Raw genomic sequence first — 12,027 nt, 5'->3', positions numbered from 1 at the left:
TTCAACGCCGAATATGGGGCGAAAGTCCTTAGACATACGCCTCTTCTCCACCGAGCTCTATCTTACCCTCGTCTATGAGCTTCCTTATTACCGCTACCACCTGTTTCTGAGCCTTCTCAACCTCGCTCTTCTTGACGGGTCCGAGGGCTTCCATGTCCTCCTGCATAATCTTCGCTGCACGCTTGGACATGTTGGAGAAGAACTTCTCCTTTATATCGTCAGGGGCACCCTTGAGGGCAACTATCAGGGTGTTCTTATCAACAGCCTTCAGAACCTCTATTATCGCTCTGTTGTCAAGCTTCCTTATGTCCTCAAAGGTGAACATCTTCTCCCTTATCCTCTCCTCAAGGGTTGGGTCCTCCTCGCCTATCTTCCTGAGGAGGTTCTCTGCGCTCTCCTTGTCGAGCATGTTCATCAGCTCGGCTGCTATGGCGACCCCCTCCTGCTTCTTAAGACCTCCCGATAGACCGAGGCTCTTTATCTCCTCGGTAACCGTCTGAATTAGCTCCCTGAGGAACTGGGGGGAGACGTTCTCAAGGGTGGCTATCCTCTTGACGACCTCAAACCTGAGACCCTCAGGTAGCCACTGGAGTATATCCGCTGCCTTTCTCGGACTCAGCTGGGATAGAAGCACCGCTATAGTCTGGGGATGCTCGTTCTTTATCAGACCTACGAGCACCCTCGTGTCTATCTTCTCAAGCTGTTCAAGACCTTCAGCCACTCCAGCAGACCCCAGCAGGCTCTTTATCCTCTCGTAAACCTCCGGTGGGAGAACGGTCCTGAGCTGTTCAAGGAGGTTTTCCAAGTTTGAGTACTGGGTTGCGACGTAGTTGTAATCCTCAAGGAACTCCCTGACAGCACCCTCTATATCCGAAGGTGAGAGCTCCTTTAGCCTTGCTGCTGTCAGAAATACCTTCTGTATCTCCTCCTCTGTAAGCTCCTTTAGTATGTTGGCAGATACCTCCGGAGGTAGGGACATCAGAAGTACTGCTGCCTTCTCCACCTTGGTGAGCTCTCTACCTGTCGCCTCCGCCATAACTATTGAATATTAAAAACCCAAAAAGCCAAAATCCTCGTCCTTCTTTTGAATATAACCCTTCTGGGTGAGTTTTCCCTCAATTACGCTTATCCATTTTTCGGGCATGCATCCCTTGGGACAGTACAGGTTGCAACTGCTGCAGTGGACGCAGTTCTCAACCCTGAAGGGTATGAGCTCTTTAAGCCTCTCCTCGCCGAGTCCGTCCCTCGGGTCAACGAGAGCTTTGTAGAGCTTTGTGAAGAGGGAGGGTCCTCCGAACTCTCTTCCCTCAAGCAGGGGAGGACATACGTTGTTGCATATCCCGCACAGGATGCAGTCCCATGCCTTCTCCGTCTTCTTCAGGTCCAAAGGCGTTAGCTTCACGTTCTCTTCCCTCGGCTTGAACCACACCTTAGCTCTCTTCAGACCAAGGTAGAGCTCTTCGTGGGAAACCACTAAGTCCTTTATGGGCTGACTTCCATCAACGGGCTCAAGGGTGAGCTCCTCTCCCTCAACCCTAGTGTTGCAGGCGAGCCTGTGCTCTCCGTTGACCTTTACCGCGCAGGTGCCGCATATACTCGCCCTGCACATTGCCCTGAAGGATAGGCTGGGGTCAATCTCCTCCTTTATCTTTATCAGGACTTCAAGGACGGTTGGCTTTCCCTCCACCTTGAGGTCGTAATCCTGGGTGGTGAACCTCCCTTCTGAGTATCGCCTTATCCTTACCCTCATGAAGATAAAAGATAATCACTTGAGGAGCGAGCTGGTGAGGAATCTCCTAAGCTCCTTCTCAGGAGGGGCGAAGAAGACCTTAACGTTGTAGTCAAGCCTGTAGAGGGACTCAAGCATATCCTTTAGCCTTTCGGAGGACATCTTCTCAAGGTATCCCTTGAACTTCAGTCTTGAGAAGCTGTGTTTTATCCCGAGCGTGTCTAAAGCCCTTTCAAGGCTCTCTCCTCCCGAGAGGAGCTCCTTCAGGGTGAAGAGCTTAGTTATGTAGCCAGAGAGCATCCCTATCGTCTGGAGGGCTGGAACACCCTTCCTCTCCAGGTCCTCAACCACGCGAAGCGTCCCTTCCAGGTCCCCTTCAAAAAAGCTGTCCACGAGGTCAAAGAGGCTGTAATCACCCCAAGGGGTGCAGACCTTCCTCACATCCTCAGCCCTTATCTTCCTGCCCTCTGAGTACAGGATGAGCTTTTCCGTCTCCTGCCTGAGCACCATGAGGTCTCCCTGACACATACCCACGAGCAGGTCAAGAGCCTCCTCCTCTATACCGCCGCTCTCCCTCTCAAGCTTTTTCCTGACTATCTCCTTAACCTTCTTTGGGCTCAGCCTGTCAGCCAGCACAACGTCCCCGAGAGCGGAGAAGGTTCTGTAAGGCTCCCTTGAGAGCTCCTGCTTTGTCAGCTTCCTCCCGACGACCGCAAAGAGCTTTGTGCTTTTAAGGCTCTTTAGGAAACTGATGAGAGACTCAAGGACCTTCTTCTTTTTCCCCAGCCTCTTTAGGAACTCTTCAAAGTTGAGCAGAAGGACCGCCTTATCGGCGGTGGAGGAGAATATACTTCCCTCAGAGGCGAAGCTGTATAGCTCCTCAAGGTCAGCCTCTTCTCCCCTGAGAAGGGAGAGGTTCTCCCCATAGATGGACCTGAGCTTATCTATGAGAGACCTGACGAGGTACTCCTCTTCCCCATGGATAAGGTTGAGGGGCTTGGTCTTTCCCTTCTCAAGGACCTCCTTCTGATACTGAAGGACCCTGTAATCCATCAGTCCTCTGACTCTATCTCTATCTCGTCGCAGTCTTCTTCTACGATTATCAGCTGGCAGGTAAGCCTCTCGTCCTCATCAACAGCCCCTATTCTCCAGAGGGTTTCCTCCTCATCCTCGGAGGGTTCGTTCAGGCACTCAAGCCCCTTGAGGACCCTCGCTATACACACACCGCACTGACCGTCGGTGCAGCCAAACTCAATGCCAGCCTTCTCTATCTCGTGGCTCAGCTCACCGAACCTGACCCCCTTGGGGATATCAAAGACCTTTCCGTTGATCTTCACCTTCATAGCTAAGAATTTTACCCGCTTCCCGCCCGAGCTCTATGATTTCCGATATGTCCTCAGAAGGGGACACCCTCTTCTATAACCTTCCTTGCCTCCGATTCATCGGGAACACCAACGAAGGCGAGCTTCCCGTCCACAACCGAGGAGGGAACGCTTCTGACAAGGAGCTTGTTCACCCAGTAACGCCCTTCGGGCGTCGCTATATCAAGGACCTCGTACTTAAAGCCGTACTCCTCCTGGAGCTTCCTCCAGAGGGCGTCCGCATGGGGGCAGGTCGGACACCATTGGGATACCAGAAGTATCACGTGCCTATCGCTCGCACCCATCTCACATACACCTCATACATACTATATCCCACTCGTCAATGTGCTCCTTCATCTTCTCAAGAGCCTCCTCTCCCGTAAGGAGGTCCTTTAGGTCTCTCTCTAAGTTGAAGGGCTTAACCTTGACTATCCAAGCCTCACCGTAAGGGTCAATGTTTATGAAGTTGGGGTCCTGGGCAACCCTCTCGTTTATCTCAACAACCTCACCCTCAACAAGAGCCGGGACAGGACCCGCCCACTTCCCGCTCTCAAGGGTGGCTATCGGCTTGCCCTTCTTGACCTTTGTCCCCACCGGCTTTATCCTTGCGTGGAGTAGCCTCCCAGCCCTCGTCTGACCGACATCGGTCAATCCCATTGTGACCGTTCCATCCTCGTTCACCCTCAGCCAGACCTGGTTCTCTATGTCGTAGTAGAGGTCCTTGGGTATCATGCACCCCTGATACTCCCACGCGTTCCCAAAGTCCTGGGTCGTCTTCTCCATACATATAAATATATCCCAAATAAACAATTATTTACAGATTGAGCTTATGTTGACTGCGTGAGGCTTTCAGACTATAGTAAATAATTGATTACTCATTAGGAGGAGCCATGTTTTACGTATCAAAGGTCTCTCCCCTCTTCTTCCTTCTTGCGGTCCTCAACCTCCTCTTCTCCCTGTTCCTAAAGCTCTACCCGGTAGGCACACCCTTCTTCATACCCCTTGTCTTTGGCTTTGTGGGAACAACCCTCCTCGGCGCTATGTACCAGATAGTCCCTAACTCCCAGAACAGGAAGCTCTCTCTTCCCTGGCTATCCTACGTGGTCTTCCTCGGTGTGCTCCTTTCCCACCTCTCCTTTTATACAGGCTATACCCTTGAGGGCTCCGGACTTTTATTCCTCTCTTACCTTATCTTTTTCCTCCACCTCCTGGCAAACGTAAAGAACTGGATGCCTATCACAGTGAAGTTCTTGGCGGTTTCAGCAGCTTTCCTCTTCCTCTCCTCCCTCTTCCTTCTGCTCCACTTCTGGAAGGGCTACGTTCCCCTTCAGCTCGCTATCCACACCCTCACCTTGGGAGCTATGCTCAACGCTGTTTACGGTGTGGAGATAGCCTGGATTCCCATGCTCCTTATGGAGACCCTTAACGTAAGAAAGGCTGTAAGGCTGTTCTACGCAAAGCAGTTGTCCACCCTTCTGATGCTGCTATCCTTTTTCTTCCTCAGCTACAGAGCCATAGCCCTCTCCGCCCTCCTTGAGCTTGGGGTAGCCCTCTACTACCTGTATCTCATTTACAGCATCCTGGTCCAGAGGCGCATGCCCTCACCCCTTCCCTACGTTGTGAGGATGTTTCTTCTTGCCCTATTCTTTTTACCCTTCGGTATTCTTATGGGTGTGGCGGGAGCTTCAAACCCTGACCTCCTTACCATAGTTTTCACCCTCCACATTGACCTTCTGGTCTATGGATTTACTGCCTTTACCATATTCGGCGGTATGGCGCACCTCCTCCCGAGGATAGTGTGGAACTGGTTCTTCTCCTCAGGCTCCAAAGAGAATGCCCCTGCGATAGGTGAGCTTATAGATGAGAAAGGTTTCCCGAGGTTTATGGAACTCTCCACGATAGTCTTCTTCCTCTTCCTCTTTGCAGACGTTCTCTTCCCACCCCTCAACAAACTCTCCCCCCTGCTGTACCTTTTTATAGTCCTTTACTTTTTCAAGCTTACCTTTGTCCATCTGATTATGAAGCTCAAGGAGGTGAAGTATGGCGTTGGTGAAGGCTCTTGAGGAGAAGTACAGCGAAGGCTCTCCCTCAAGGGAGCTTGTGTATGAAGACTCCAACGCAAAGGTTATAAGGTTCTTCCTCAGAAAGGGACAGGAGATAAGACCTCACAGGTCTCCCTCAAGCGTCTTCATATCTGTCCTCAAGGGAAAGCTCAGCTTCTGTATGGGAGATGAGAGTAAGGAGGAGGTTCTATCGGAGGGTAGCACGGTCTTCTACGAACCCCAGGAGCTTCACGGCTTTAAAGCCCTTGAAGACTCGGTGGTTCAGGCGGTCATAACACCGAACCCCTCCGCAAAGAAGGTGAGCCTTTAACGTATGTAGGTTATTATCAGCGTGATGAGAATACCTAGGAACATGTTTATCCAGACGAAGTTGGGTATGTGGGAAAAGAGCCTCTTCCTCAGAAGGAAGAAGTATATATAGGTGAAGTTCAGGACCATTATCCCGTAAAGGAAGAGCTTTATGTGAAAGAGGGTGTTTGTGCTGAAGTCTGTCCTAACGGAGTGCCACATCCACATACCCGTCAAAAACAGGACCGCTATGGAGAGCCAGACCCCAAGGAAGAACCTCCTGAGCACACCCTCCGCCACCGCCCTTCTCATATCCTCTGGTTTAGCCTCCTTCAGGACCGGATGGAGGAAGAGGAGGTTGAAGACCATACCCCCTATCCAGACCATTGCGAAGAAAATATGCAGAAAGAGCATAGACTTATACATTCACACACCTCCCTTGACAGCTTAAAGCATTATAATTCAATCCTCCAAGAGGACAGCCTTAAAAAACTCACACTCTCAAAAACATAGGCTGGCAGGTGTAAGTTCTTGAAACTTAGTGAAAACTTGGAGTTCCCCTGAGCGAGGGGAGGTCTATAGTTATGTCCATGGCTGGTCTGTTGGCAAACCTCTTCAGAGTGGTCAGGAGAAAAAACCGCAGACAGCTGAAAGAGAAGGCAAAAAAGATAGTGGAGAGGGACAGGGTTCTCCACAACAAACTCGCTAAAGCGAGTTGAACTTGAAATAGCACCGCCTTTGTAGGATAATTTTATGAGCTTTTCGGAGGACAGGAATGGATATTGGTGTAGTACCTAACGTGACCCTACTCATACAGGTGGTTCTCTTCTTGGCTTTCATCTTCCTTATCAACCAGATTTACGTCAAGCCCTACGCAGGAGTCATAGAGGAGCGGGAGAGTATAGTCAGGAAGAACCTTGAGGAGGCAAACAGGCTCAGGGAAGAGGCGAGGGGATACATTGAGGAAGCAAAGGAGATACTTGATAAGGCGAGAACGGAGGCTAATCAGATACTTGAAGAGGCAAAGAAGGAGGCAAACAGGATAAAGATGGATATACTTGACAAGGCTGAGAGAGAGGCACAGGAGGAGATAGCTAAGAAGACCGAGGAGATAAGGACTTCTCTTGAGGAGGAGAAGAGGAAGCTTGAGGAAGCTATAAAGGATATAGCGGCGGGTATAGTTAAGAAAATTCTCGGAGAGGCAGCATGACTAAGGTTCTGTTTGGAGCACTCTTTCTATTCTCCTTCGCCTTAGCTGCGGAAGAAGGCGGACACCACAGCCCGATAGTCCTCTTCTGGAAGGGTTTCAATATACTGCTCTTCCTTGGAGTGGCTTATTGGTTTGGTAGAAAGCCTGTTGCTGAAGCCTTCAACAACTTCTGGAGGTCCCTCACCCAGAACGTGGAGGACTCGGAGAGGGAGCTCTCTCTCGCTAAGGAGGAGCTCAGGAAGGCTAAAGAGGAGCTTGAAAAGGCAAAGGTCAGAGCGGATGAGTCCATAGCCCTTGCCCGTGAATCAGCCCAGACCGAGATAGAGAACACCAAGAGGCATGCGGAGGAGGTAGCCCAGAGGGTGAGAGAGAAGGCTAAGGAAACAGTTGAGATAGAGCTCAAGAAGGCTAAAGAGGAACTCGCTACCTACGGAATGATGAAGGCGGAGGAGATAGCAAAGGGCATGCTCGTGGAAGCCTTTAAAGACCCCGAGGTTCAGAAGAGGTACATAGAAACCCAGCTCAAGGTTCTGGAGGAAAAGAAGGATGCATAAGAAGAAGGAGATAGCGAGGAAGGCTGTTCGCCTTATAGTGAAGAAGCTACCAAAGGATAGGAAGGTCCTGATAGCCGGAGGAGAGCTCCTCGGATTCCTCTCAGAGCTCTACAGAAGAAGTAAGGAGGCGAGGAACTTCTTTGTGAGCCCCTTCGTCCCCAAGGAGAAGAAGCTCTCCTTTATAAAGGCTATCATGGAGAAGTACGGCGTTCCTGAGGAGCCCCTTGAGGTATTTGAGTATCTTGTGGATATAAATGCCCTCTCCCTGCTTCCGGAGATGAGGAGGCTCTACGAACACGAGGTTGAAAGGCTTATGAGGATGTCAAAGGGATACCTCTACCTTGCCTCCGAGATAGACTCTCAGGAGATTGAAAGGATAACCGAGGCCATAAAGAGGTCCCTCGGGAGGGACATTGAGGTTGAGGTTGGCTACGACCAGTCCCTGATAGGTGGATTCCTCTTTAAAACCTCTGGGTATGTCGTAGATACTTCCGTTAAGAGACAGCTTGAAAGACTCATGATTGGAGGTTAAGGCTCAATGCAGAGAACTCTCATCATAATCAAGCCAGATGCTGTCCGCAAGGGTGCGGTGGGAAAGATACTTGACAGGTTCATTGAGGAGGGCTTCAACCTTAGGGCGTTGAAGATGTTCAGGTTTACCGAAGAGCAGGCTAAGCAGTTCTACATAGTTCATAAGGAGAGACCCTTTTACGGAGAGCTCGTTGAGTTTATGACCTCAGGTCCTGTGGTTGCTGCGGTCCTTGAGGGAGAAGATGCAATCCAGAGGGTGAGGGAGATAATAGGTCCGACGGACAGCGAGGAAGCTCGCAAGGTGGCTCCAAGCTCAATAAGGGCACTCTTTGGGACCGACAAGGGGCAGAACGCAATCCATGCTTCCGACTCCGAAGAGTCCGCCTCCTATGAGATTCCCTTCATATTCTCCGGGCTTGAGATTGTTTAAGGACCGGTTCAGTTTAGCTGAGCTTTATATCTACCTTCTTCTCATATCTGCTTTCATATCCATATCCCTCTTTGAGGGCTTTGTTATCTTGGGAACTGTGTATACAATATTTAATCTTTTCAGGAGAAGGACCTTCTGGGGGATACTGAGATACCCGCTCCTTATGTACATACTCTCCACCATAGTGTCCACACTTATCTACTTTTCAAAGATGCTTTTTAAAAGTATTGAGGAGGGGCTATTTCAGATAACCTACTTCCTCTTTGGAAGGGATAGTTTAGCGGAATATAAGAAGTTATCAGAAAGGCTCGCAGGTATAATTGTTCTTTTGGGTGTATTACTTCTGCCTGTATTCTTCTATAACTACATAAATGGCAATATAAAGCTTCTGTGGGGAGGAAGGTTTGAGGTCGGAAACTTTTACTCTATATTCTCAATAACATCTCTCCTCCTTTCTCTCAAGCACAGGACCGATAAAAGATTTCTTTATGGGTTACTATTTCTATCGGCTCTTTTCTTCACAGTCGTGGTTCTTTCTCACAGGCGCTCAGCCCTTCTTGCGTTCTCTGTGGTTCTGTTCCTCTTTCTAATAGTCCTCACCAGGAACGGTGTGATAGGTAAAAGGGTCTTTATCTCTCTGTTGGTGGCTGCCTTCTTTTTTTTATCGGGAGCATACCTTTACCTTTCCCAAAAGGATGTTAGGTTCAAGGTACTGAACGAAGTTCTTTTAGGCAAGAAGGAGGTGAGTGCCCAGACCCTCAACGTGATAAGTTCAAGCAGGTACAACATAATGCTGGACGGAATAGCTATTGTGAGGAGGGACATTGAAGAGGGTAACGTGCTGAACCTGCTGATTGGACATGGGGTAAGGTCTGGTCTTTACTTGCCTCACAAGTACAGTCCCCCAGGGTGGCAAAGGTACGAATCGGTATTCCTTATATCTGAGTTCATAGAGAAGGGTGCTTTAGGTCTCTTGGGTATTATTTTGATATTCTTCTACACCTTTAAAAGAGTTCTTACCCTTCGGCTACCTGCCGATGAGCTCTTGATAACATCAATCCTATTTACCCCTTTGCTGTTTCACCTCGTTGGGACGTTATTTACCCTCTTCTGGGACGCCCTTTTGCCTTTATATCTTCTTCTCTTTAAAATAGGAGAGGTAGGGTATGAGAGAAGTAGAGTGTAAGGCGTTGATGTATCACAACATAGATAGAGCACCGAGGGGAGCTAAGCTGAAGAGTCTTTACATAACCCCTTCCCAGTTTGAGAGGCAGCTCAAGTTTGTAAAAAGCATAGGCTTTAAATCCGCAGATTTGGAGAGTATAAAGGACAGAAGTGTGATCTTTACCTTTGACGACGCCTATAAAGACTTTTTGGATAACGCTTACCCTCTGCTTGAGAAGTACGGCTTTAAGGCATACGTCTTCGTGCCTGCAGCCTGCGTGGGCAAGTACAATGAGTGGGATTACACCAAGCTGAACGTGAAGAAAGAACTCATGTCCTGGGAAGACCTTAGGTTTATAGTTGATAGAGGGTACAAGATAGGCTCCCATACCTTGACCCATAAAGATCTAACAAAGCTCTCCGACAGAGAGCTGGAAAGGGAGGTCTCTGACTCAAAGAAGCTCCTTGAAGATAAGCTCGGAGTGGAAGTTGATACCTTCTGCTATCCCTACGGGTCTTACGATGAGAGGGTAGTTGAGGCGGTGGCTAAGGCTGGATACAGGTACGCCTTTACGGTTGAAGAAAAAAGGTTCTCTCTCAGCGACCCTTACAGGATAGGCAGGATAAACGTTATGGGGAACAGGCTCTTCGTTCTCCTCAGCTTTATAAAGAGGTTCTACCGCTATTGAACATGAGGATTCTGTGGCTGAACGGAAGACCGGAGAAGAATCCGGGGGGAACAGAACAACATACCGTTGATTTCGTCAAAGCCCTGAGAGGTGTTGAGGGGATTGAACTCTTTTTGGCAGTGGCAAAGGGGAGCTTTGTTGATACAAAGACGGCAGGCTTTGATAAAAAGATATACGTCAGGTTCAGGTCAGAGTTCTCTCCGAGGAGCACCCTAAAGTTGATAAGGGAGGCTAGAAAGATAAAGCCGGACCTCATAGTTGCCAACAACGGGAATGAGTACCTGAACGCTTTCTTGGCCGGCAGGATCTCCGGTGCTGAAGTCGTGTTCTTTAGGCATATGGTTGCGAAGCAACCCTTACTGTTAAAAAAGCTTATCTTTCCCAAGGTCAAGGCTGTATTTGCGGTCAGCGATTATGTCAAGGAATTCCTCCTTCAGGAGGAGGGTCTTCCCCCTGAGAAGGTACATGTGATTTACAACTTCGTTGACCCGGAAGAGTTTGATTTCTCCGATAAGATTAGACAGAGGATAAGGGAGAAGCTCGGTGTAAAAGAAGAGGAAGTCGTTCTGCTTTACTGTGGGAAGGTGTCTGAAGGAAAAGGTATAAAGGAGTTTATAGAAGTTTACAGGAACTTGAGTGTTAAGCATAAGAACCTCAGAGCTGTTATAGTTGGCGGTGGTGATATGCTTGAAGAGATTAGGAGAGATTTTATGACGAACAGGAAGGTGTTGGTAACCGGACCCCAAAATAGCCCTGCAGAGTTCTTTATAGCATCGGATATATTCCTTATGCCCACCCACGCAAAAGAGAGTTTTGGAAGGACAATCGTTGAAGCCTTTGCCACCAAAACCGCTGTGGTTGCAACCAGAATTGGAAATATCCCCTACCTTATACGTAATGGCTCTAATGGTTATTTAACGGAAGTTGGAGATGTACATTCCATGATAAAAGTGGCGGATGAACTTATCCAGAATAAGGACCTCAGGAGCAGACTTCAGGAAGAAGGTTATAAAGATTATCTAAAAAAATTTCACAGGGACGCGGTTCTTACAAGATTTCTGGAGCTGATAACTTAGCATGAGGCTGGCGGACCTTTTATTCGGCAAGGTAGAGCTTCACAAGGAAGAGCCTTCTCCTCAAACTGTTAGGAAAGTTCAGCTCGTGATGCTTGAAATAATGGAAGAGATACACAGGATATGTGAAAAGCACGGACTGAGGTACTGGATAGACAGCGGGACACTGCTCGGTGCTGTGAGGCATAAGGGTTTTATACCTTGGGATGACGACCTTGACATAAACATGCCTATAGAAGACTACAACACCTTCCTTGAAGTAGCTCCTGCAGAGCTCCCTAAAGGCATGCATCTTCAGACCAAGAAGCGGGAACCCGCTTTTGACAAGTACTATGCCAAGGTTAGAAGCCTTAAAGGTAGGATACTTGAGGAGAGAGAACTTAGGAGGCTTCGCCAGGGTAGGAAGCTCCGATATAACACAGGTATCTACGTTGATATATTTCCCTGCATAACGATAGAGGAGGGAGAGAGGGATAGGCACCTAATTCTTATAAGGGGAGCTAATAGGGTAAGGAAGGTATTCAACGTGGGCTTTTTTGTGGATTGGCTGTTTACCAAGGTAGATAGCTATCTTCATAAGGGATGGGATAGGGAGGGCTTGCTAGTTGTGAGGAGCTGTAGATTTCCTGAGGAGGAGTTCGCTGTACCTATTGGGACTGTATTTCCTTTGAGGCTATATGAATTTGAAGGCAGGGAGTTCTGGGGACCAAGAGACTTTGATACTTACCTGAGGGTCCTTTATGGCAACTATATGGAGCTTCCGCCTGTGGAAGAAAGGCACACCCATGCCTACGTGCTTGAAGTGTTTGAGTAGAGCTCCTCAACCGCCTTTAGGAACAGGTTGTTCTCTTCTTCTGTCTTCACCGCAACCCTGACGAACTCTCCTTCAACTCCCTCTTTACCGCTCAGGTCCTTTATGAGGATTTCGTACCTCC

At 48.8% G+C, this 12,027-nt stretch carries 18 protein-coding genes; 11 read left to right on the top strand and 7 right to left on the bottom strand.

Going from position 1 to position 12,027, the window contains the following annotated elements; all coding sequences use genetic code 11:
• Window positions 1-28: 28 nt before the first annotated feature.
• From fliG to gcvH, 6 genes are read right to left on the bottom strand one after another with little or no spacing between them, the layout of a single operon-like run.
• Complete coding sequence (fliG, locus tag AC1HCM_RS06805) at window positions 29-1,036, bottom strand: flagellar motor switch protein FliG (RefSeq protein WP_479461015.1); 1,008 nt, start codon at window positions 1,034-1,036, stop codon at window positions 29-31.
• Window positions 1,037-1,048: 12 nt separating this feature from the next.
• Window positions 1,049-1,750 (bottom strand): succinate dehydrogenase/fumarate reductase iron-sulfur subunit, encoded by a 702-nt coding sequence (locus AC1HCM_RS06800; protein WP_479461014.1) that lies wholly within the window; start codon window positions 1,748-1,750, stop codon window positions 1,049-1,051.
• A gap of 15 nt (window positions 1,751-1,765) precedes the next feature.
• A complete protein-coding gene (holA, locus tag AC1HCM_RS06795) occupies window positions 1,766-2,782 on the bottom strand; it encodes a DNA polymerase III subunit delta (protein WP_479461013.1) in 1,017 nt (338 codons plus the stop codon).
• Window positions 2,782-3,072, bottom strand: coding sequence for a 2Fe-2S iron-sulfur cluster-binding protein (locus AC1HCM_RS06790; protein WP_479461012.1), 291 nt, complete (start codon window positions 3,070-3,072; stop codon window positions 2,782-2,784). The genes holA and AC1HCM_RS06790 overlap by 1 nt, the downstream gene beginning before the upstream one ends.
• A gap of 53 nt (window positions 3,073-3,125) precedes the next feature.
• Window positions 3,126-3,395 carry a thioredoxin family protein gene (locus AC1HCM_RS06785; protein ID WP_479461011.1) on the bottom strand — a complete coding sequence of 90 codons (270 nt, stop codon included), beginning with the start codon at window positions 3,393-3,395 and terminating at the stop codon, window positions 3,126-3,128.
• Between the two features lies 1 nt (window position 3,396).
• On the bottom strand, window positions 3,397-3,873 hold the full coding sequence (gene gcvH / locus AC1HCM_RS06780; protein ID WP_479461010.1) for a glycine cleavage system protein GcvH: 477 nt from the start codon (window positions 3,871-3,873) through the stop codon (window positions 3,397-3,399).
• 107 nt (window positions 3,874-3,980) lie between these two features.
• Here gcvH and AC1HCM_RS06775 point away from each other — a divergent pair, with 107 nt between their 5' ends.
• Both AC1HCM_RS06775 and AC1HCM_RS06770 read left to right on the top strand, forming a co-directional pair.
• Window positions 3,981-5,153: a hypothetical protein gene (locus AC1HCM_RS06775; protein ID WP_479461009.1), complete on the top strand. Its 1,173-nt coding sequence runs from the start codon at window positions 3,981-3,983 to the stop codon at window positions 5,151-5,153.
• Window positions 5,131-5,463 carry a cupin domain-containing protein gene (locus AC1HCM_RS06770; RefSeq protein WP_479461008.1) on the top strand — a complete coding sequence of 111 codons (333 nt, stop codon included), beginning with the start codon at window positions 5,131-5,133 and terminating at the stop codon, window positions 5,461-5,463. The genes AC1HCM_RS06775 and AC1HCM_RS06770 overlap by 23 nt, the downstream gene beginning before the upstream one ends.
• Here AC1HCM_RS06770 and AC1HCM_RS06765 read toward each other — a convergent pair.
• Window positions 5,460-5,867, bottom strand: a complete 408-nt coding sequence (locus AC1HCM_RS06765) for a hypothetical protein (RefSeq protein ID WP_479461007.1) — start codon at window positions 5,865-5,867, stop codon at window positions 5,460-5,462. The two genes, AC1HCM_RS06770 and AC1HCM_RS06765, sit on opposite strands and share 4 nt — an antisense overlap.
• A gap of 164 nt (window positions 5,868-6,031) precedes the next feature.
• On the opposite strand from AC1HCM_RS06765, the gene AC1HCM_RS06760 reads away from it, so the two are divergent.
• The 9 genes from AC1HCM_RS06760 (at window position 6,032) to AC1HCM_RS06720 (ending at window position 11,906) form a co-directional block, all read left to right on the top strand.
• On the top strand, window positions 6,032-6,160 hold the full coding sequence (locus tag AC1HCM_RS06760; protein WP_479461006.1) for a hypothetical protein: 129 nt from the start codon (window positions 6,032-6,034) through the stop codon (window positions 6,158-6,160).
• Between the two features lie 56 nt (window positions 6,161-6,216).
• Window positions 6,217-6,651 carry an ATP synthase F0 subunit B gene (locus AC1HCM_RS06755; protein WP_479461005.1) on the top strand — a complete coding sequence of 145 codons (435 nt, stop codon included), beginning with the start codon at window positions 6,217-6,219 and terminating at the stop codon, window positions 6,649-6,651.
• Complete coding sequence (locus AC1HCM_RS06750) at window positions 6,648-7,205, top strand: ATP synthase F0 subunit B (protein ID WP_479461004.1); 558 nt, start codon at window positions 6,648-6,650, stop codon at window positions 7,203-7,205. The genes AC1HCM_RS06755 and AC1HCM_RS06750 overlap by 4 nt, the downstream gene beginning before the upstream one ends.
• Window positions 7,198-7,737, top strand: a complete 540-nt coding sequence (atpH, locus tag AC1HCM_RS06745) for an ATP synthase F1 subunit delta (RefSeq protein ID WP_479461003.1) — start codon at window positions 7,198-7,200, stop codon at window positions 7,735-7,737. Before AC1HCM_RS06750 ends, atpH begins: the two co-directional genes overlap by 8 nt.
• Before the next feature lie 6 nt (window positions 7,738-7,743).
• Window positions 7,744-8,166 carry a nucleoside-diphosphate kinase gene (gene ndk / locus AC1HCM_RS06740; protein WP_479461002.1) on the top strand — a complete coding sequence of 141 codons (423 nt, stop codon included), beginning with the start codon at window positions 7,744-7,746 and terminating at the stop codon, window positions 8,164-8,166.
• Between the two features lie 328 nt (window positions 8,167-8,494).
• The gene (locus tag AC1HCM_RS06735) at window positions 8,495-9,352 is read left to right on the top strand and encodes a hypothetical protein (protein ID WP_479461001.1); all 858 of its coding nucleotides are present in this window, start codon (window positions 8,495-8,497) and stop codon (window positions 9,350-9,352) included.
• Window positions 9,333-10,019 carry a polysaccharide deacetylase family protein gene (locus AC1HCM_RS06730; protein ID WP_479461000.1) on the top strand — a complete coding sequence of 229 codons (687 nt, stop codon included), beginning with the start codon at window positions 9,333-9,335 and terminating at the stop codon, window positions 10,017-10,019. Before AC1HCM_RS06735 ends, AC1HCM_RS06730 begins: the two co-directional genes overlap by 20 nt.
• Before the next feature lie 2 nt (window positions 10,020-10,021).
• Window positions 10,022-11,095 (top strand): glycosyltransferase family 4 protein, encoded by a 1,074-nt coding sequence (locus AC1HCM_RS06725; protein ID WP_479460999.1) that lies wholly within the window; start codon window positions 10,022-10,024, stop codon window positions 11,093-11,095.
• A 1-nt stretch (window position 11,096) separates the two neighbouring features.
• The gene (locus AC1HCM_RS06720; RefSeq protein WP_479460998.1) at window positions 11,097-11,906 is read left to right on the top strand and encodes a LicD family protein; all 810 of its coding nucleotides are present in this window, start codon (window positions 11,097-11,099) and stop codon (window positions 11,904-11,906) included.
• The last annotated feature ends 121 nt before the right edge of the window (window positions 11,907-12,027 follow it).

The organism is Hydrogenivirga sp., assembly GCF_056450045.1.
Note: the sequence above shows the minus strand (reverse complement) of the source record. Positions and strands in the feature narration are given on the sequence as shown.